This window comes from Wolbachia endosymbiont of Drosophila tsacasi (assembly GCF_028982115.1).
Lineage (GTDB): Bacteria > Pseudomonadota > Alphaproteobacteria > Rickettsiales > Anaplasmataceae > Wolbachia > Wolbachia pipientis_B.
The window spans coordinates 1-20,976 of sequence record NZ_JAPQLJ010000032.1 but is presented as its reverse complement, the minus strand read 5'-3'; the positions used below and the strand labels follow the sequence as shown (position 1 = coordinate 20,976).

The following is a 20,976-nucleotide window of genomic DNA, read 5'->3' as shown; positions in this document are numbered from 1 at the left end:
ACGTTGTTTTCTTGCTGTTTAATCTGCACAGATGAAGATAACTGAATACCTTCAGTTTCATGATAAGGGGGCTGGCGAGGTTTGTCAAGCAAGTTTTTTGCAATATCAGAAGATAATTTCGATCATAACCCCCTACTAATAAATTTTAACAAAAATACCTTAGTGCATTTTCAAATATAAGCATTCCATCACCATATTTTGGCACAGCAATACCTAAACGCTTGCTCTTTTCTTTTTCAAGAGGCCAATTATCTTGCTGAGTAAAAAATATTCCCCTCTCTGGATGGGGCATTAAAGCTAGCACTCTTCCACTTTTATCTGATAAAGCTGCTAGGTCGTATGTAGATCCGTTTGGATTGTAAGGAAATTGTAGGTTAGCATAGTTGCCATTTTCATCAATGTAACGTAATGCGGTGGAATTGCTCTCAATCAATTGGTTCAAAATATCTTGATCCATAAAAAATTTGCCTTCTCCATGAGCAATAGGGAGATATAGTTCACTCAGACCCCGTAGCCAAACAGAATTACTCTGCGGATTAACTTCCACTCTAATCCAACGGCATTGATAATTGCCTATATCATTATGGATTAAAGCTAGACTAGAGAACTCTGGAATTAATTTTACCAATATCTGACAACCATTACATATTCCTATAATCAGCTTTTCCTGAGATAAAAACTCTTGAAACTCATCCAACAAGTTGTTTTTAATACGTAAAGCAAACGCATTACCAGCACCAGTGTCATCACCATAGGAAAAACCTCCTGGAATTGCAAGTATATTGCTTAATTTCAGTTCACTTGGATTATCTATGATATCATTAATGTGAACGATTTTTACTTCAATATTACTAATACCAAGTTTTCTGCTGCATTCCATAAATGCAAATGCGGTTTCTTTTTCGCAATTTAAGCCATAACCAGATAGGACTGTGATTTTCATGAATTGCTAAAAATTAGAAAATTCGAATTTCTTTTTTACAAAATTTACTACTAAATTTAACGCAAATAACACCAATAATAAAGCTATAATTGCAATAGCAGCAAGTTCAATAAATGCAATTTCAAGACTACTTGACCATATGTATATTTGTACAGGCAGAACAGTAGCCGGATCGAAAAAGGACGTAGGTGTATCAGCAATAAATGCCACCATACCTATCATAAGTAAAGGAGAAGATTCACCTAAAATCCTTGCAATTGCAAGCACAGTACCATGTATTATTCTTGGTAACGCAATCGGTAAAGAGTGATCTAATATCACCTTGATGTGAGGTGCACCGAGCGCAAACGCTGCATCTTTTATCGTAATAGGAACATTCGCAAAGGCATTTTTTGTTGCAATTATAATATTAGGTAACATCATAAATGAAAGAGTCATTCCACCAACAAGTGGTGAAGAGCGTGGTAGCCCAAATATGCCAAGATAGAGAGTTAAGCCTACTACACCAAATATTATTGAAGGCACTGCAGCAAGATTATTCATACTAATTTCTACAATATTAGTCATTAGCCTGTTTTTGGGCATAAATTCGTAAAGACAGATGCCCGACATAATTCCTATTGGTAATGCTAATGCTAGGCACACTATAATTGTCATTAATGAACCGATAAATGCCCCTAAAATCCCTGCATTCTCAGGTTCACGAGAGTCAGATTTAAGGAATAAAGACTTATTAAAAAATTTTTTCACTCTCCTCTTTTCTTTTAGCCAATCAAGTAATTTAGCATAACGATCATTCAAATGTTTATCTTTATTTATTGAATTGATTATACTTGACGCGGTAAACCAGATCTCATATTCACCACTATCTTTTACTTTCTTACAAAAAAATTTCTCTAGTTCTTTGTAAGAATTACGACTTAAAATTTCGTCACTGTCTTTAAAATCAGTTCCTTTAAACACCTTACATAAAGAATCGTTGAGTAAGCCAATGGACTTATACCGCAAATCACTAGGATTATTTGTTAAAGTAAGATCAGCACTTATTTCAACTGGCAATAAAATTTTCGTTACTGTTAAGGCACTGTAAGAGTTAACTAATATACTCAATAATATACACACAGGACAGCCAAGTGAGATAACTAGTGCCGTGAAAGAACAAAAACGTAATGCTCTATTCTTTTTATTTTTCCTTTTTATACGAGCATGTACACGCCTTGACTGAAGTAATTTAAGGAATTTTTTCTTTATACTCATTTATTTTTCCTAGATCCTACCGTCAAGCCCACAGCTATACAAACGTCCAGTTTAATAACCGTTGATGTTATGCAAGCAGCTGACACTGGAATCCAGTTATAAAAATATTTACAAATCAGGCAATTGGTAACAGACTCCATGCTAAAAACAACACCCATGATATAGAATAAGGTAGATCCCAGTATCAGCTACTTGGATGACACTTGGGAAGTGCTGGGATGACACAATTGACATCACTTCCTATTGTATCTATTTAGATTTCTTTTTAACATAAGTAGTACGCTCTTTGATCCTTGCAGCTTTTCCAAATAGTTTGCACAGATAATACAGTTTTGCTCTACGAACCTTTCCTTTTCTTGTCACTTGCACTGAAACCAGTGCAGGAGAATAAACAAAAAATTGAGACACTATACTTTCTCCATGGCTCACTTTTCTGACTGCAAAAGAAGAATGTAACCCGCGGTTCCTTTTTGATATACATACACCTTCAAATATCTGTATACGTTCACTTACACCGTCAACTACTTTAAAAGTGACCTTCAAATCATCGCCAGGACGAAATTCTGGTATTTCTTTAGCTAACACTTGCATTTGCTGTTCGTTAAATTTTTTAAGTAAATTTGTCATTTATCTCTCCATTCAATAATTCATGCCTACGCTTTTCTGTTATAACATGAGACTGCTTCTGCCTCCAATCACTTATTTTTTTGTGATTGCCAGATAACAAAACCTCAGGTACTTTATATCCCTTCCACTGCTCAGGTCTAGTATATTGAGGATATTCAAGCATACCACCATCATAACTAAAACTTTCTTCAATAATACTATCGGAATTATTTACTACACCTGGAAGAAGTCTAATGCATGCATCGAGAACCACCATCGCAGCTGGCTCACCTCCCGAAAGTATATAATCTCCAATACTTAATTCATATGGAGTATACGCATCAATTATCCTTCGGTCAATACCTTCAAATCGACCACACAATATTGTTATATGAGAAAACTCTAATAATTCTCTGGCAATATTCTGATTAAACTTAGTTCCAGATGGAGTCGTGTAAATAAACTTAGTGTTTTTATGAACAGAGAGCATACTATCTACTGCATCACCAACTACATCAGAACGCATAACCATTCCTGCTCCACCTCCATATGGAACATCATCCACAGTTGAATGTTTATCTTTCGCAAAAGAACGAATATTTATTACTTCAAGGTTCCATATTTTTTTTTCTAATGCTTTTCCAGCAAGAGAATAGTTCAAAAACCCGGGGAACATTTCTGGAAATATGGTTAATATTGCAACATTGAATGCCATTAAGGTTTATTTTAAGTTATTTGGAGCTATACTCTAAGAACAGTAAATTGATATAATATATAGTTAAATTAAGCATGTCACTGAATAAAACAATATACGAAGGTAAAGCGAAAGCCATTATTGAAACTGAAGACTCATCAACTGTTATACAGCACTTTAAAGACGATGTTACAGCATTCAATAAGAAAAAATATGAAATTATTGAGGGCAAAGGAATAATTAATAATCATGTTAGTGCTTTTATCATGGAAAAGCTTGAAGAAGCAGGAACTAGCACGCACTTTATAAAAACTCTAAACGAAAGAGAACAGCTAGTCAAAAAACTCAAGATAATACCTCTTGAGGTGGTAGTTAGAAATGCTGTAGCTGGCAGCTTTTGCAAACGTTTTAATATCAAAGAAGGTGAGGCACTTACATCTCCTATAATCGAGTTTTTTTACAAAAATGATGACCTAGCCGACCCAATGGTGAATGAAAATCACATACTGTATTTTGATTGGCTATCTAGCAAAGAAATGGATGAAGTTAAAACTACAACTTTAAAAATCAACAAAATCTTAGTCCACCTATTTTCAAATGCAAGTATATATTTAGTTGATCTCAAGTTAGAATTTGGCAGATTAATAAATGACAGTACTAAAATCATTTTAGCCGATGAAATCAGCCCTGATAACTGCAGGTTATGGGATAAAAATACTTATAAAAAGCTAGATAAAGACGTCTTTCGTTTGAATTTAGGAGATTTAAAGGAAGCGTACCTAGAAGTTGCAAAAAGACTGTCAGTAAAGTTAGATTAACTAAATACTACTCTATCAAGTGAAGGGTTACATGCTTCATCAAGTTTTCCAATAATTTCAATTTTTTCTCCACGTTTTTGGAAATGATTTTTCACGTTTTGCATATTCTCAGGACTTACGATTAATACCATGCCAATACCACAATTAAATGTTTTTAGCATTTCTTTCTTCTCTATTTTACCCTCCTTTGTTAGCCATAAAAATATATCTGGCCATTTCCAGGAATTAATGTCTATGTTTGCAAATAAGTTTTTTGGAAGAATCCGCGGAATATTATCTATCAAGCCACCACCTGTTATATGTGCAATGCCTTTTACCTTTGGCATAATAGGCAACAAAGAATCAACATATATTTTTGTTGGTTCGAGCAACACTTCTTTCCAAAGCTGATTATTCCATGGAGATGAGTCGTTATAATTTATACCTAAGCTTTTGAAAATATGGCGCACCAAAGAAAACCCATTTGAGTGAATTCCTCTTGACTCTAAGCCAACTATATAATCACCTGCTTTCATCATGCTACAGTTTGGAAGAATTTGCTTTCGATCAACTACACCAACCACAAATCCTGCAAGGTCATAGTGATTATTACCATACATTCCAGGCATTTCTGCGGTTTCTCCACCAACCAATGCTATTTTAGCTTGCTTGCACCCCTTTGCAATGCCCTGGACCACAGATAATAAAATGTCCTTTTTCAAAATGCCTGTTGCAAAGTAATCAAGAAAAAATAAAGGCGTTGCTCCTTGTGCAAGTAAGTCATTTACACACATTGCAACTAAATCTATACCTATAGTATCATGCCTATTCACTTCTTGAGCTATCAACAGTTTCGTACCTACTCCATCAGTTGAGGAAACAAGTACTGGATGGCCATACTTCTTACTTAGTGCAGCAAAATCAAATAACGCAGAAAATGAACCTATCTTGCTGATTACTTCTTCTCTAGTAGTTTCTTGAGCAATAGGCTTGACTTCTTTTATTAGCTTGTTATATAGTTCAAGATCTATTCCTGATCTGATATAAGTATTCATAATCCTTCTATAAATTTTAAAATTGTTAATACTATATTAATGCCTTGATATAAAAAGTGCAACGAAACTTTCTTTTAATTGACTATTATGTGCTTATCAATATAGGGTAACTTAAATCATTTATAATTATCCAATGAACAAAAATATCAAAAACATACTGTTAACAATAGAGCTGCTATCAGGACGGCTGCTTCATGACTTTGCTAACTCTATGAATGGAATAATGTTTAGCTTAGAAGAGCTTGGAGTAATAGATAAGAATGATGCTGACATACAGAAGGAAGCATTGTCGCTGCTTAAAGAAAGCTCTGATGATTTAATGTATAAACATAAAGTTATGAAGCAGGCATATTCTTCTTCAGCAGATAATTACAGCTTTGATCAGACCAAATCTAATATCGAAAATTACTTATTAAAAAAAAAGTAAAGCTCATGTGGAAAATAGATGCATACTCTGTAAAAAATAAGGAAGATTTAATTGAAAAGATAAATAAGATAATTTCTAACATGGTGCTAACTATAGCCAGTGCAGTGGCGGAAGTTGAACTAGTGTCTGTTTTACTGAGTCAAACAGAAGATAAAATGTTATTAACTATAAAAATTCTAAATGAACACAAACCGATAAGCAAATCATTAGTAGACAAATTAATCAAAAAAAATGACACTAATTTAAATACAAAAGATATTAATATCTATATAACCTCTTTATTATTAGAGTACTATAACACTGAAATGCATTGTACTTGCGAAAATAATTTGCTGGAGATAGGTTTAACTATAACTTAAGTTGCATATTTGGTTATTACAACTTTTTCTTCGTTTCAAGGCAACCGACAAGGGATACCAAATCTAATTTTTGTAATCACTTAAGTCTAGTACTATTTTATTAATGTAGCGCTCATTTGCATCTTTGATGATAAACTTCATACCATTTTTATATTTAATGACTTCATCTACAGAAGGCACTTTACCAGCAATCGAAAGAATCAAACCACCAAGTGTAACATAGTCTTCTTCAGGGTCACGTAATTCTATTTTTAGATCCTCTTCTATATCCTTTATAAGAACCCTTGCTGACACTTCAAACTTATTTTGAGACAATTCAGTAATGGTATATTCTGAATTTATTTCGTTCTCACTATCAATGTTTGGTATCAGCTCCTCTATAAGATCGGTTATTGAAATTAAACCATCAGTTCCACCATATTCATCCAATACAATAGCTAAGTATGATTTAGAAGATTTCATCCTAACAAAAAGATTAGTTGTTTTCATCGAAGGCGGAACAAATATTACGCTTTGTATAATATTTCTCAGATTAAAATTTTTATCCCTATTAAAAATAACATCTTTTACATAAAAAAAGCCTATTACGTTATCAAAGTTATTTCTATAAATTGGTATTTTAGTGTGGCAAGTGTTTTTTATCTTCTTTATTATTTCACGCTCGCTTGACTCAATATCTACTGCGCATATCTCTGTACGTGGAGTCATTATATCTATTATACCACAATCGCGGAATTTTAATAGACCATTAAATATATTAAGGTCTGACAGATCTTTCGTTAATGCTTCAGTCGCACACTTTTTCAACACAGAAGCTTTTTTGAAAAGGAAAAGAAAAATTCCATATGCTATTTTTTCTACTAAGGCTCTTTTTTTACTCAATTTATTCCCTGTAATGGCAAAAACGTTTTCAGACCAGATTTATCAAAAAAACTGTTATTAAATGTTTAATAAGCATGTGAATAATGTCAAATTAATTTGTGAATTATTTGTTAATATAAAATACCAACAATTGATCAACAATTTTTTCAACGACATATACATAGTTATGTAACAATACATGATGGTAAAATATTTTCCATAAAAGAAAATTACTGACACTCTGAACATCTTACTTATACACATAAATCATAACAGAAAATCAATAGCATACAGAAGTTCTTAACATATTTATCCACAAATTAAACAACGCCAATTTTTACTGAATTTTAAGTTAGTAACAATTTGTTGATAGAACTATTATTACTACTATACTTTGATATATAGAAGAATAGATAAAATAGATTGGAAAACAGTAAAACAACACTAGTAGAGGTTATCAAACAAAATGAGCCAGGTGAAAGAGTGCCTATTTGGCTAATGCGTCAGGCTGGCAGGTCTCTTCCTGAGTACCGCAAAGCAGTGGAAAATACGAATAATTTTATGGAGATATGCTACAATACAGATTTAGTGACAGAATTGACGTTACAGCCGGTGACAAGATTTGACATGGATGCAGCGATAATTTTTTCAGACATTTTAATAATAGCTGATGTTTTGGGTTGTGATGTGAATTTCCTGCGCAATGTGGGCCCAAGAATAAAACCTATAAAGCATCCTAAAGAATTGAAAAGTCTACAAGACATTGAAGCTAAAATTTTACCAATTCTAAACGCTATAAAGAAAGTCAGAAGTCAGCTATCAAAAAAAAAGCCTCTTATAGGATTTGCTGGTGGCCCATGGACAGTAGCTTCATATATCATAGAAGGTGGAAGCAGCAAAACTTTTTCCAAAGTATTAAATTTTTATCCTTCTTATTTGAAGGAAATAATTGAACGAATAACGGAAGCAACGATTATTTATCTAATTAAACAGATAGAATTTGGAGCAGATGTTATTCAGCTATTTGACAGTAATGCTGGTGCATTATCGGAACCATTGTTTAAAGAATATGTTATCGAACCAACAAAGAGAATTACCTTGGCAATAAAGGATAGATTTTCTGATTTTCCAATAATAGGATTTCCAAAGTCTGCTGGAAATCTTTATAAGAATTACTGCGAACAAACAGGTGTATCTGCAGTAAGTATAGATTATGATGTTCCAATAGAATGGGCGAAAGCGAATCTAAAAATCCCTCTACAAGGAAATCTTGATCCTAATCTTTTAGCCTATAATAAAACGGAAGCGATAAAAGAAGCAAAACGTATAATAGATTGCTTTAGAGATTCACCCTTCATATTTAATCTCGGACATGGAGTACTCCCTGATACTCCAGTTGAAAATATCACTGCGTTGGTGAATTTAGTAAAAAGCTACTAATACAATACACAAAATTCCTAGCTTTTTTGCTGTACAGGGTTTATCATTTGAATTTAGCTTCAGTAAGATATGTCAGACCTTGCAAAAAGAATGTCCCTAATAAAACCATCACCTACGATTGCTGTAACTGATAAGGCAAATAAGTTGAAAAATGAAGGAAAAAAGATTTGTGTTTTAGCTGCAGGAGAACCGGATTTTGATACTCCAGATCATATAAAAAAAGCAGCTATTCAAGCAATAAGTGAAGGTAAAACTAAGTATACTGCTGTTGATGGAACGCGTGAGCTGAAAGAAGCAATAATTAATAAGTTAAGAAGGGATAATAACCTCGAGTACACGTTTAACCAAATCTGTGTTGGTACCGGCGCTAAGCAGGTGTTATTCAATTTGTTTATGGCAACAATTAACTCTGGAGATGAAGTTATTATTCCAGCTCCTTATTGGGTTTCATATGTTGATATGGTAAATCTTTTTGGGGGCTTACCAGTTGTAGTGGAATGTAAACAAAATTTTAAACTGACAGCGGAATTATTGAAAAGCAGGATAACTAAAAAGACTAAATGGTTAATTCTTAACTCACCGAACAATCCTGCAGGAGTTGTGTACACATATGATGAATTGAAAGACATAGCACAAATATTGTTTGAATATCCACATGTGAATGTCGTTACAGATGATATTTATGAGCATATAATATACGACGAAAAGTTTTTTACTATCACTCAGGTTGAGCCGAAGCTTTACAACAGAGTTTTTGTAGTCAATGGAGTGTCAAAAGCCTATGCAATGACAGGCTGGAGAATAGGGTATATTGCAGGTAGAAGTGATGTAGTAAAAGCCATCTCTACGTTGCAGTCTCAGAGCACTTCTAACCCAAATTCGATAGCACAAACAGCAGCAGCAGCAGCATTAAACGGTGACCATAGTTTTTTGAAAGAAAGAACAAGTATTTTTAAGAATCGTAGAGATTTTATGGTGAAAAAACTAAATTCTGCTCCGGGATTATCAGCATCCATTCCGCAAGGCGCATTTTATTTATTTGTCTCGTGTGAAGGATTGCTCAGTAAGAGTACAAAAAGTGGTAAAGTAATAAATAATGATCTTGATTTCACTGAATACCTGCTAGAGGATCATTTAGTTGCTGTGGTTCCAGGGATTGCGTTTGGTCTAGAAAATTTTGTCAGAATTTCTTATGCAACCTCTCAGGAACAATTAGAAATTGGATGTGGTAGTATTACTAAAGCGTGCCAGGAGTTAAAATGAAATAGACTATCCATAAATTACCCATTTCACCGCATCAAAAATATTCACTAAGATTATCTTGAATGTTCTAACTTGTATTTTTCTATGGAAGGCGTTTTTATTGAGTGAGCAAGTGTCTTTCTAATATTCAGCACCTCACTTTCTTCATTTTGTTGAACTAGATTAATATCGTTTATTTTGTCTATTAGATCTTTCCCCTCTTCCAGAATTTTTAAATCACCTTTATTGATATGGTGTTCATTATAAAACTCTGCAACGATCTCTTTCTTTTTTAAGTGAGTGTTTAAAAATTCTAATACCTGGTATTTGGCGAAAGCTTGAACAAATTTCTTATTAAATCTTGGATCATTGTGTACTTCTTTTAGGCTTTTATCATAATGTTTTGCCTCATTTACAGTAAGTTTTATTATCTCTTCTATGTCGTTTAAAAGTTTCCTGTACAGTTTGTCATGTCTATTGCCTGTGTGTGCTGCGAATGTTTGCTCGATGCATTTTGTTATGTAGTTTTGCAGTGTATTGTCTATTGTATTTATGCTCATTCACTCACCTTGCTTTTATATTATATTTTACACGCGAAAAGGTTAATATTAGGTTAACTAAGATGTTCTTAAAGCTAAGTTTTACTAAAAATTATATTATTTAAAGTATAATTTTTATCACAAAATAAAAGCGTAAATAAAATGGACTTTGTAACAAAACTAAAGCTTAAGATAAAGATGAATAAGGGCAAAATCATAAATATACTTATCATTTGTGGTGTAATTTTTTCATATACCTTATTCATGAGCCAGTTGTAGATATGGTAGAAAAAATTATAAGTAAAATAAAAGGTCTCTTTTAAAAATAGAAAAAGTGAACTTTTTCCATCATCCAAACTTGAACCTGGAAAATTTAGTTAATGCATAAACTACTTACGTTGGCTATGAGTTCAACTGTATAAAATTCCGGTAAATTAAAATAAGTATTCATAAAAATATTGTTTTCTATAAACAGAGTATCTATAATACTAGCTTTGGGGTAAAGTATTGCAGAGGAATTTTTTAATCTGGTTGTTGGCGTCACTGTTTTATGCATACCAATATATATTACGCGTAATTCCAAACATAATTGCGCCTGAGTTAATAACGAAATTCAACATAAGTATTACAGACGTTGGTCAGTTTGGTGGGCTTTATTATATAGGCTATACGCTTGCTCACATACCTGTTGGTCTTGCTCTTGATAGATTTGGGCCAAAGTTTGTTTTGCCTGCATGCATTATCTTGACATTTACTGGGACATTGCCGCTGATATGTTTTGATGAGTGGTATTACTCAATACTTGGTAGAATAATTGTCGGAATTGGATCATCTGCTTCAGCAATTGGGCTCTTCAAAGTTGCAAGTATGTATTTTTCACAAGAAAAATCAGCAAGAATGGCTAGCTTGTCTATAGTAATAGGGTTATTAGGAGCTGTTTATGGTGGATTACCTCTAGACTTCTTGCTCAATAAGTTTGTTTGGAATTATGTTATATACACTTTCTCGGCGTTTGGTTGTTTGCTTGCTCTGCTGTTGGTTTTAATAACACCAAGCAGTAGTTCAGAAGAAAGTGCAAGTGACAATATATTTCAAGATTTAAAAACTGTGCTTTTCAACAAACATATCATTCTAATCAGTTTTTTTGGTGGCTTAATGGTTGGGCCACTAGAAGGTTTTGCTGATGGTTGGGCAAAAGCGTTCTTATGTGAAGCATATCAAATGACCGGAGATCTGGCATCTTCACTTTCTTCACTTATGTTTATAGGTATGGGAACTGGATCATTCTTTTTAGCTTACTTGCTCGAGAAATATCCAGACAAACATTATGAAGTGATTATTGCGTGTTCTTTTGCTATGATTGCTAGCTTCCTCTTACTTTTCACGCAAGCTGGTGGTTTATATATTGCACTACCTGCACTTCTTGTTATCGGCTTTGCGTCTGGGTATCAGGTAATTACTATTTACAAAGCAATAAGTTATGTGAACAGTAACTTGGTAGGCTTAGCCACAGCTATATCAAACATGATAGTTATGGTTTTTGGCTATTTTTTTCATACAGGAATTGCAAAAATAATAGATTTATGTTGGAATGGAATGGTAGTACAAGGAAATCCTGTGTATGGTACTGAGTTACTAGTAAAAGCAATATCAATTATTCCTGTATGTTTGCTTTTAGCTGTTTTTGGATTTATGTGGTTAAAGAAAAGTTCTTATGACAAGTGTTTCAGAAAGGATTTGTGACTCTAAAAATAGTCTGAAGTCTTTTGATAATGAAGTTTATCAATCTATAGAGAAAGAATTGCAGCGTCAAAAGTCGCAGTTGCAACTGATTGCATCAGAAAACTTTGCAAGTAAAGCAGTGATGGAAGCGCAGGGCTCTTTTCTGACTAATAAATATGCAGAAGGGTATCCTGGTAAAAGATATTATTGTGGTTGTGACTATGTAGATGAAGTTGAAAATCTGGCTATAGAGAGGCTTTGTAGGCTGTTTGGTGTTAAGTTTGCAAATGTTCAACCTCACTCTGGTTCTCAGGCAAATCAGGAGGTATTTGCTTCACTGCTTACTCCGGGCGATACGATACTTGGATTATCACTGAGTTGTGGTGGCCATCTAACTCATGGTGCAGCACCTAGCCTTTCTGGTAAGTGGTTTAAGTCAATTCAGTATACAGTTAACAAAGACACTTATCTGCTCGATATGGATGAGATAGAAAAGCTGGCGCTGGAGCATAAACCCAAATTGATCATAGCTGGCGCTTCTGCTTATCCAAGGAAAATGGACTTCAAACGTTTTCGCGAAATTGCAGATAAAGTTGGTGCTTATTTGCTTGCGGACATTGCTCACTATGCGGGACTTATTGCAGCAGGTGAATATCCGTCTCCTGCTGAATATGCACATGTTATGACTTCCACAACTCATAAAACTCTGCGAGGTCCTCGTGGTGGGGTGGTGATGACAAATGATGAAGCATTACATAAAAAAATTCAATCTGCAGTTTTTCCAGGATTGCAGGGCGGGCCACTTATGCATGTGATAGCTGCAAAAGCTGTTGCATTTAAAGAAGCGTTAGCGCCAGAGTTTAAAACTTATAGCAAGAAAATCGTGGAAAATGCGAAAGTACTAGCTCAAGAATTGCAAAAGCATGGACTCAACATTATAACCGGTGGCACTGACTCTCATATAGTGCTAGTTGACTTAAGATCGCAGAAATTAACTGGAAAAGACGTTGTAGATAGCCTTGAGAGGGCTGGTATTACCTGCAATAAAAACTCTGTGCCATTTGATACAGAAAAGCCAACCATCACCTCAGGGCTCCGTTTTGGCACCGCTGCTGAGACAACACGCGGACTTGAGGCAGAAAATTTTAAAGAAGTAGCTAGTTTAATAAATGAAGTGATTCAGGGATTAATCAACGGAAATAGCTCAAGTGTCGAAAAAGCAGCAAAAACTAAAATTGAAAGGATTTGTAGTAGTTTTCCTATTTATTAATTTATGTGGCATCATCCAAGTAGCATGGAGAGACAAAAATCACTTGACAAACTCCACCAGCCCCCTATCATGGTACTGAAGGTATTCAGTTATCTTCATCTGTGCAGATTAAACAGCAAGAAAACAACGTAGTTGGCATCTTATTTTTAATTTTTTGCACTATGTGCACCTTATGTCTTCACAACATTTCTGGGTTTTTACCTATATAAGCTGAAACGCGCTTATAAGTCGTTTAAGACAGTATAGTACGCCAATTTGCAGGATTAGAGAGTGACAACTAGCTAACACGGGGTTTCTTTTGCCTTTTTTTTATTTGGTAAATTTCTTAATGTTTGTAGCTAAACGACAACCGTCATCCCGCTACGTGTTAGCGGCTAAGAGATACCGCGGTGGTATGACGTAGGACTGCTGTCATTCCGCTACGTGTTAGCGGCTGAGATACCGCGCACATCTGTACGAACATTGTTATAATAAGAGTTCATGAAAGATGTCATCTGGAATCTTGTTCCAATGTTAAACAACACAAAGTTGAAAAAATAGAGCAAGAATTACTTACAATTCAATAATTCTCCAAAATCAATTATGTTTGAAAAGTAATCACTATCTATAACGTCATCACTCACACCATTAACGTGAATAAGAACTGGACGGCATGAAAAACCTTTTGGACGCTTTAGTGTATCTATTTTCTTTTGTACTTCTTGTATTATTGAATGACCGATTTTATTTTTTGAAAATTTGGTTTCGCAAATGTAGAGGGTGTTAAACCTTGTTTGAATCATGTAATCAATTTGACAACCAGCACCTGTCTTCCTCTGAAAAAATGGATTTTCGCTTACTATTCCATCAATTCTCAAGATATTATGTATGCTCTTTCTATTGTTAAGCACCAAATTTTCAAACTGAAGTCCAATAATTGTGTGCCACTCTGGTAGAGATGTAAGTAACCCTATAGAGTAGGTGTCGCGATTAATTTTTCCTAGATTTTTTTCAATATATTTTAGGTAAAACCTTAAATAATTATCTTGAAGTCTGTACTTCCTGAGTCGTGAATCAGTACCCGTTTTTATATTCCAAGTATGATCCTTTGCAATAAAACCGGCAAGCTCCAGCTCATGTAGATACTCAGAAATGCGTCCATGTCTTGCAATATCTAAAGCAGTACAAATTTCTTCCTGTTCTTTAGCTCCAGTAGAAAGAGCTTTCACTATTTGCTTATAAAAAGCTGTTTTTCGCATGAATAGATCTGAAAATATTTGGTCAAACTCCTCAACTAAAAACCCGCCTTTTATAAAACAAAGCTTTTTAATATTTTCTTCAGCACTGTGTTTAAAATTTATCTCTTCTAAATATTTTGGAATTCCACCGGTTACTGCAAGCACCTTAAACTTTTCGTATGCTGAAATATTTTTTGACCAAAATCTGTTGCAATCAGAAAGTGATAATTCTCCGAGTGTTAAAGTCAACGATATTCTTCCTACAAAACCAGTACTACTAAGTATATTTTTCTCGATCCAAGATGATGCAGATCCACAAACGACAAAAATTAGTTTGTTATTATTTTTTAGCTGTGTATCCCAAAAATTCTTTATTTTGCCTAAAAAAGTTGGATCTTTTGAGCCCATCCAAGAAATTTCATCAAATAGCAATAATATTTTCCCTGATAGTAGACGTTCACCAACTGCCCATAGTAAGTCACTCCAGTCGTCATATCTAGCAAAAGATGTATTAAATTGTCTAGCAACTTGTCTAGAAAATTCATTAAGTTGATGGGATATTGTAGTGTGCTTTTCTGGTGGCAAACCTATAAATGAGTAATATTGCTCAAAATACTTACCAAATTCTTGAATTAAACGACTTTTTCCTACACGACGCCTTCCTTTGACTACTACAAAAGAAGCAGTATTTTTTTCTGTAAGCTCCAGCAGTTGCTTTAATTCAGCTTGCCTACCAATAAATAACGGAGACATAAAATACAAAATATAAATCTTTGTCTCCATTATACATGATGAAACTGGAGACGTAAATAAGTAAATTTCGATCTTTGTCTCTATAATGCTATAGCTAAACTGACTTACGACAATTTGAAAAACCTTCATACCGCAGCGGGATCTAGAGATACCGCGGCGGTATGACGAGGGAGAGCAGCGGCAGTATAGCTATAAATTGTTGATACCTTTTTTATATCACATTTTTAACTTACAATAGTTAGCCAGCGTTTCTTACATTAACCAAATCTTTCGAATTCTGTACTCACCACTACCTATAACTCACTTTCACGCAATACTGATCGTTCTTAAAAAGTAATCTAACATTTTTTATTCCTTGATTGCGAAGCTTTGATGCAGTTGATTTAGCAGCCTGAGCACTTTTAAAAAATGCAACATACCCCTTACTTTCTGCACTGTCTTGTTTTGGGTGACGTTTCTGCATTTCTTTTTCATATTGCTTTCTGTAATGAGGAGTATTTTGTATCAATTGTTCTGACATCTTTCTTAGGTATTGGACTTTTACCTTTGCAAGCCCTACTTTATGCAATCCTAAGACTTGAGCTGCTTTTTCTGATAAGTCTATTATTCTGCCTTCAATAAAAGGCCCTCTATCGTTAATCCTTACAACAAGCTTTCTTCCATTTTCTAAATTAGTGACAAGAGCAAAGCAGGGTAAGGGCAAAGTCTTATGCGCTGCAGAGATCAAGTGACGGTTAAACACTTCACCATTTGCTGTAAGCGTGCCATGATCTTCTATTCCATACCACGACGCTATCCCTATCTCTTCATAGTGTTTACAGTTTTTTGGATAATAAGTTATACCATTTATTGTGTAGCTGCAGCCAATTTTATAATGACCTGCAGTGCAATTAAACCTGTTGCTAAAACTACAACTACTCATCAAAACAAATATTAGACATAGGAAGGCTAAGTTTTTTATCATTGTATTCGGTAAGAGGGTTCGATACTATGAGGATTTTAAATTATACTATAATAAATTTAGTAATGAGTAAACATCTACTGCTAAATATTAACAAAACTCAAAAAAGAATAATACATATAATTGGTATAGGTGGAATCGGAATGAGTGCCATTGCTGAAATTCTTCACAATTCCGATTGCAAAGTTCAAGGCAGTGATGCACAGTCAAACAACAATGTAGATAGATTACAAAGGCTGGGCATAGAGGTTTTTATTGGTCACAATGCTAATAATATAAGCCAAGCTCAAATAGTTGTATATTCTTCTGCGATAGAATCTGATAATGTGGAGTTAGTAACAGCGAGAAATAACAATAAAACCATTTTGCATAGATCAGACATACTTACTGAAATTATGAAAGATAAATATGTGATAGCAGTTTCAGGTTCAAGTGGAAAGACGACAACAACGGCTATGATTGCTTCTATTTTTGATCATTCTAATATTGATGCAACTGTAATTGTAGGAGGAATACTAAATTCGTATCAGAGTAATTCAAGACTTGGAAGGAGTAACATTTTTTTAATCGAAGCTGATGAGTCTGATGGAACCATGCTAAAAATTCCTGCAAATATTGCTGTCATAACGAGTATTAACGACGATCATATGGATCATTATGGTACATTCGACGATATTAAAAATGCGTTTTCTCAGTTTATAAGCAAAGCAGGTTTTGCAGTTTTGCCTGATTCTGTAGGCATTAATTATGATGCAAGTAACTCTATGATGTTTGGATTTGAGGGTGCCAATATTAAAGCTGTTAATATTAAGCAGCATGCTAACAGCATAGAATTTGATGTGTTGAACAATTGGATTCCAGTCTCAGCTACTTGCATGACAAGAAAGCAGGTGTCATCACATCACCCTCTGTCATCCCAGTGCGTGACACTGGAATCCAGAAACATAAAAAATGTAATACTAGCAAATGCAATAGGGATGCATAAGGTCAGCAACGCCTTGGCTGCAATATCAGTTGCGATAAAGCTCGGGATTAGCAATGCTGAGATTAAAAAAGGCCTTTTGGAATTTCAAGGAGTAGCAAGAAGATTCTCTTTGATTGCCAATATTAAAGGTGTTAAGTTAATTGAGGATTATGCCCATCATCCAAATGAAATATATGCAACTTTAACAGCTGCACGTTCGATTACTAAAGGAAAAGTAATAGGAATTATCGAACCACTTCGTTTTGCTCGCATTCGTAATTTTTTTAATGAATTCATACGAATTTTCATGATGTTTGATTATGTCATCCTCACTCCTGTTCATCCCCCAGAAGATAAGCCTATTCCTGGTTGTGGGATTGATGATATACAAAAAGATTTAATCAGTAATGGGTTTGATAGCGTAAAAATCATGAATGATTCTCTACTCATTTCACGTTTTATTAGTGATTCGACAAATTTAGGCGATGTAGTATTATTTATTGGTGCTGGTAGTAATATAGATAAATTGGCAAAGGAAACTGCGAAGCTCATAGCAGAAACTATACAAACATCTAGTTAAACGATAGAATAAATGCAAGTACCGGTGTCATTCCAGTGCTTGACACTGGAATCCAGTCAACTATGTATGAAGAGTTATTATGTTTATATACTTGCAAGTGAACGCAACGGAACTTTATACGTAGGTGTGACATCAAATCTGATAAAACGAATTTATGAACATAAAAGTGAAACTATTTCTAGTTTTACGTCAAAATACGGTGTTTATAGATTGGTTTATTTCGAAGAGTTTCAAGACATAAATTTAGCTATTACTAGAGAAAAGCTTTTAAAAAGTTGGCAAAGAAAATGGAAAATGAATTTAATCGAGAAAGAGAATCCAGACTGGGAGGATTTATATGATAAAATTGTGTAGTAAAACTGGATCCCAGTGTCGGAGCACACAACTGTACGAACGTTGCGATATGGGGGTAACTTCCACTAAGAATGATGTCATCCCAGTGCCCAGACACTGGGATCCAGAAAACTTAATCGTAAATGAGCACACCAGGTGGCTGTATAGTAAAAGCTGGATTCCAGTGTCAAGCACTGGAATGACACCATCCGCTACTCAAATTACCTGTATATTGCAATGTTCATACACTGAAATGTTACAGCGCTGGGATAACATCTTCCGAGACAGAACGTTCCGTGCACACAATTGTGAATCTAGTAAAGGTTTAATGTAATGAATAAGATAATCAACAACGTATTTGCAAGAGAAATTTTAGATAGCAGGGGTTACCCAACTGTTGAGGTGGAAATTGAACTCTGTGATGGAGTAATAGGTAGAGCATCTGTACCTTCTGGAGCTTCAACTGGTAAACTAGAAACCTTGGAACTCAGAGACCAAGATGAGAAAAGGTATTGTGGTAAAGGAGTGCTGAAAGCTGTTCAAGCTGTAAATGGAGTGATAGCAAATGAAATCATTGGCATGGATGCAACAAACCAAAGTGCAATTGATAAAGCATTAATTGAACTGGATGGAACAAAAAATAAATCTAAACTTGGAGCAAATGCAACTTTGGGTGTGTCTCTTGCGGTTGCAAAAGCAGCAGCAAACAGTTTCAAAATACCGTTGTATAGATATTTGGGAGGAGAGCAGATGAGTGTTATGCCGGTTCCACTCATTAACATAATTAATGGTGGAGTACATGCAGACAATAAGCTCGATTTCCAAGAATTCATGATTCTTCCGGTCGGTGCTGAGACTTTCAGTGAAGCAATCAGAATATCTGCGGAGGTGTTCCACAACTTACGTAGCATTCTTAAGAAAAAAGGTTATAGCACAAACGTAGGAGATGAAGGTGGTTTTGCACCAAATATTGAAAGTACTGAAGAAGCACTTGACTTGATCATATACGCTATAGAATCAGCAGGTTATTCAGCACAAAGTGATTTTGCACTAGGCCTTGATGTTGCTTCATCTACTTTTTATGAAGATAGAATTTACAAATTTGAAAATAAAGAGCTTACTTCAAAAGAATTGACTGAATATTATTGTAATCTTGTGGAAGGATATCCAATAATTTCTATAGAAGATGCAATAAGTGAAGATGATTACGAAGGTTGGAAATTACTTACTGCAAAATTGGGGAGTAAAATTCAATTGGTTGGGGATGATTTATTTGTTACAAATTGTGAACTAATAGGCAAAGGAATAGAAGAAAAAATGGCAAATGCTGTACTGATCAAGCCAAATCAAATAGGGACGTTAACAGAAACTTTTGCTGCTATTGAAATGGCAAAATCAAACAACTACAAAGCTGTTATTTCTCACCGCTCAGGTGAAACAGAAGACACAACAATATCTCATATAGCAGTTGCATCAAATTGCGGGCAAATAAAAACCGGGTCACTGTCGCGTTCTGATAGGCTAGCGAAGTATAACGAGCTAATGAGAATAGAAGGCACATTAGGAAAAGATGCTAAATATTATCGTGGGTTAGCATGGGTTTTATAGATGAAGTAAAATTGTGTTTAAAAGCCGGTGATGGTGGTGACGGTTGTGCAAGTTTTCGTCGAGAAAAGTTCGTTGAATTTGGTGGGCCAAACGGCGGTAACGGAGGAAAAGGTGGAAACATAGTTTTCATCAGCGACGCTAACCTTAACACTTTGCTTCATTTTCGTTATAGAAGACACATTAAAGCAGATAATGGGAAAAATGGTGCAGGCAGGGATAGATCTGGCACAGCGGGGAAAGACGTTATACTTCGAGTTCCAGTCGGTGCACAAATAGTTGATGAAGAAAGTGAGGAGATAATAGTAGACCTTGACAAGTCTGGTATAGAATTTCAAGTAGCACAGGGTGGAAAAGGTGGACTTGGAAATACTAATTTTAAATCTTCTACTAATAAGGCACCAAGACATTTTACTTACGGTCAGCCTGGCGAAGAAAAACATGTATTATTAAAACTAAAAGTTTTATCAGATGTTGGAATTATTGGCATGCCAAACGCAGGTAAATCAAAATTTTTGACTCGCTGCTCAAATTCCGATACAAAAGTAGGCGATTATCCATTTACCACCGTAAGACCCCACTTAGGTGTGACAAAAGTGGATGATAGCGAAGTTGTAATAGCAGATATTCCTGGAATAATCACCGATGCTCACCTTGGAGTTGGGCTCGGACATAAATTTTTAAAGCACATAGAAAGGTGTCAAATTTTACTTCATTTAATCGATGTAACTCATGATGACGTTGTTTCGGCTTATAGTTGTATCCATAATGAATTGGAACTTTACAATGGTGATCTTGTTAAAAAAGAAGAGATTGTAGTATTAAACAAATGCGACTTGCTGAGAGAAGCGGAAATTCTAGAAAAGAAGAATCACCTAGCCAATTATCTTAATAAAGAAGTGCTGTGCTTATCAATTAATGGTGATTTACAGCCTATTTTAAGATTATTAAGTGAAAAATTGAAAAAGAGTAATTCTAAGGAAATCGATGTATATGATCCTTTTAAGATGTGAATTTCATTTAGATAATTGATGTTTTTCATTTATTTTATCATATAACTAGAATATATGTGTACGAACGTTTGTTTTTGAAGGTAATTTGCACAGTAAATGGTCAGCGTGTGACGCACTGCCCAGTTCATGTTAGCTATAAATATTTAAGCAAATGAAAAAAAAGGTATCCGTTCAGGATAGCGGCAAGACCATAGAGTAAAAGTGAGTTTACAACAAATGGTGTCATCCGAGTAGCTGACACTGGGATCCAGGAAAGAGAATGATGTCATGAAAGTAGCCCCTATGATGTCATTCAAGTAGCTGACACTGGTTTCTTTATGATGCTGTCATCCCAGTGC

20 protein-coding genes and 1 pseudogene are annotated in these 20,976 nt (G+C 34.7%); 12 read left to right on the top strand and 9 right to left on the bottom strand.

Features of this window, described 5'->3' with window-relative positions; translation table 11 throughout:
* Positions 1 to 145 precede the first annotated feature (145 nt).
* The 4 genes from OZD70_RS01970 to trmD form a co-directional block, all read right to left on the bottom strand.
* Entirely contained in the window at positions 146 to 943 is a 798-nt protein-coding gene (locus OZD70_RS01970) for a phosphoribosylformylglycinamidine synthase subunit PurQ (protein WP_275020502.1), read from the bottom strand.
* 6 nt (positions 944 to 949) lie between these two features.
* On the bottom strand, positions 950 to 2,200 hold the full coding sequence (locus OZD70_RS01965) for a PstA family ABC transporter permease (RefSeq protein WP_182183535.1): 1,251 nt from the start codon (positions 2,198 to 2,200) through the stop codon (positions 950 to 952).
* Between the two features lie 249 nt (positions 2,201 to 2,449).
* A complete protein-coding gene (rplS, locus tag OZD70_RS01960) occupies positions 2,450 to 2,827 on the bottom strand; it encodes a 50S ribosomal protein L19 (RefSeq protein WP_182183537.1) in 378 nt (125 codons plus the stop codon).
* Entirely contained in the window at positions 2,811 to 3,521 is a 711-nt protein-coding gene (gene trmD, locus OZD70_RS01955) for a tRNA (guanosine(37)-N1)-methyltransferase TrmD (RefSeq protein ID WP_275020501.1), read from the bottom strand. The genes rplS and trmD overlap by 17 nt, the downstream gene beginning before the upstream one ends.
* A 74-nt stretch (positions 3,522 to 3,595) precedes the next feature.
* Between trmD and purC the strand changes: the two genes are divergently transcribed.
* Complete coding sequence (gene purC, locus OZD70_RS01950) at positions 3,596 to 4,318, top strand: phosphoribosylaminoimidazolesuccinocarboxamide synthase (RefSeq protein ID WP_182183541.1); 723 nt, start codon at positions 3,596 to 3,598, stop codon at positions 4,316 to 4,318.
* On the opposite strand, the gene purM is transcribed toward purC, so the two are convergent.
* Complete coding sequence (gene purM / locus OZD70_RS01945; protein WP_182183543.1) at positions 4,315 to 5,352, bottom strand: phosphoribosylformylglycinamidine cyclo-ligase; 1,038 nt, start codon at positions 5,350 to 5,352, stop codon at positions 4,315 to 4,317. The genes purC and purM overlap by 4 nt on opposite strands.
* Positions 5,353 to 5,485: 133 nt before the next feature.
* Here purM and OZD70_RS01940 point away from each other — a divergent pair, with 133 nt between their 5' ends.
* Positions 5,486 to 5,779: a hypothetical protein gene (locus OZD70_RS01940; RefSeq protein ID WP_182183544.1), complete on the top strand. Its 294-nt coding sequence runs from the start codon at positions 5,486 to 5,488 to the stop codon at positions 5,777 to 5,779.
* 5 nt (positions 5,780 to 5,784) lie between these two features.
* Entirely contained in the window at positions 5,785 to 6,138 is a 354-nt protein-coding gene (locus tag OZD70_RS01935) for a hypothetical protein (RefSeq protein WP_275020498.1), read from the top strand.
* A gap of 63 nt (positions 6,139 to 6,201) precedes the next feature.
* Here the strand turns inward: OZD70_RS01935 and OZD70_RS01930 are convergent, their stop codons facing one another.
* Positions 6,202 to 7,020 carry a transporter associated domain-containing protein gene (locus OZD70_RS01930; RefSeq protein ID WP_275020496.1) on the bottom strand — a complete coding sequence of 273 codons (819 nt, stop codon included), beginning with the start codon at positions 7,018 to 7,020 and terminating at the stop codon, positions 6,202 to 6,204.
* A gap of 402 nt (positions 7,021 to 7,422) precedes the next feature.
* Between OZD70_RS01930 and hemE the strand changes: the two genes are divergently transcribed.
* Both hemE and OZD70_RS01920 read left to right on the top strand, forming a co-directional pair.
* A complete protein-coding gene (gene hemE / locus OZD70_RS01925) occupies positions 7,423 to 8,439 on the top strand; it encodes a uroporphyrinogen decarboxylase (RefSeq protein WP_275020494.1) in 1,017 nt (338 codons plus the stop codon).
* Positions 8,440 to 8,508: 69 nt separating this feature from the next.
* Entirely contained in the window at positions 8,509 to 9,702 is a 1,194-nt protein-coding gene (locus tag OZD70_RS01920) for a pyridoxal phosphate-dependent aminotransferase (RefSeq protein ID WP_275020492.1), read from the top strand.
* 53 nt (positions 9,703 to 9,755) lie between these two features.
* Here OZD70_RS01920 and OZD70_RS01915 read toward each other — a convergent pair whose 3' ends face one another.
* Positions 9,756 to 10,241, bottom strand: a complete 486-nt coding sequence (locus OZD70_RS01915) for a hypothetical protein (RefSeq protein ID WP_275020491.1) — start codon at positions 10,239 to 10,241, stop codon at positions 9,756 to 9,758.
* Between the two features lie 486 nt (positions 10,242 to 10,727).
* On the opposite strand from OZD70_RS01915, the gene OZD70_RS01910 reads away from it, so the two are divergent.
* The gene (locus tag OZD70_RS01910; protein WP_275020490.1) at positions 10,728 to 11,963 is read left to right on the top strand and encodes an MFS transporter; all 1,236 of its coding nucleotides are present in this window, start codon (positions 10,728 to 10,730) and stop codon (positions 11,961 to 11,963) included.
* The gene (glyA, locus tag OZD70_RS01905) at positions 11,935 to 13,212 is read left to right on the top strand and encodes a serine hydroxymethyltransferase (protein ID WP_275020488.1); all 1,278 of its coding nucleotides are present in this window, start codon (positions 11,935 to 11,937) and stop codon (positions 13,210 to 13,212) included. Before OZD70_RS01910 ends, glyA begins: the two co-directional genes overlap by 29 nt.
* A gap of 548 nt (positions 13,213 to 13,760) precedes the next feature.
* Here the strand turns inward: glyA and OZD70_RS01900 are convergent.
* Positions 13,761 to 15,182, bottom strand: coding sequence for an AAA family ATPase (locus OZD70_RS01900; RefSeq protein ID WP_275020486.1), 1,422 nt, complete (start codon positions 15,180 to 15,182; stop codon positions 13,761 to 13,763).
* Positions 15,183 to 15,471: 289 nt separating this feature from the next.
* Entirely contained in the window at positions 15,472 to 16,146 is a 675-nt protein-coding gene (locus OZD70_RS01895) for a septal ring lytic transglycosylase RlpA family protein (RefSeq protein ID WP_164224587.1), read from the bottom strand.
* Positions 16,147 to 16,172: 26 nt separating this feature from the next.
* Here OZD70_RS01895 and murC point away from each other — a divergent pair, with 26 nt between their 5' ends.
* The 5 genes and pseudogenes from murC (at position 16,173) to cgtA (ending at position 20,638) form a co-directional block, all read left to right on the top strand.
* Positions 16,173 to 17,687, top strand: coding sequence for a UDP-N-acetylmuramate--L-alanine ligase (gene murC, locus OZD70_RS01890; RefSeq protein ID WP_275020484.1), 1,515 nt, complete (start codon positions 16,173 to 16,175; stop codon positions 17,685 to 17,687).
* 66 nt (positions 17,688 to 17,753) lie between these two features.
* Positions 17,754 to 18,041: a GIY-YIG nuclease family protein gene (locus tag OZD70_RS01885; protein ID WP_275020483.1), complete on the top strand. Its 288-nt coding sequence runs from the start codon at positions 17,754 to 17,756 to the stop codon at positions 18,039 to 18,041.
* 82 nt (positions 18,042 to 18,123) lie between these two features.
* A pseudogene (locus OZD70_RS05985) lies at positions 18,124 to 18,273 on the top strand (WPE palindromic element domain-containing protein); the annotation flags it as partial.
* Between the two features lie 80 nt (positions 18,274 to 18,353).
* Positions 18,354 to 19,628 carry a phosphopyruvate hydratase gene (gene eno / locus OZD70_RS01875; RefSeq protein ID WP_275020482.1) on the top strand — a complete coding sequence of 425 codons (1,275 nt, stop codon included), beginning with the start codon at positions 18,354 to 18,356 and terminating at the stop codon, positions 19,626 to 19,628.
* Complete coding sequence (gene cgtA / locus OZD70_RS01870) at positions 19,616 to 20,638, top strand: Obg family GTPase CgtA (RefSeq protein WP_275020481.1); 1,023 nt, start codon at positions 19,616 to 19,618, stop codon at positions 20,636 to 20,638. Before eno ends, cgtA begins: the two co-directional genes overlap by 13 nt.
* Positions 20,639 to 20,976: the final 338 nt, after the last annotated feature.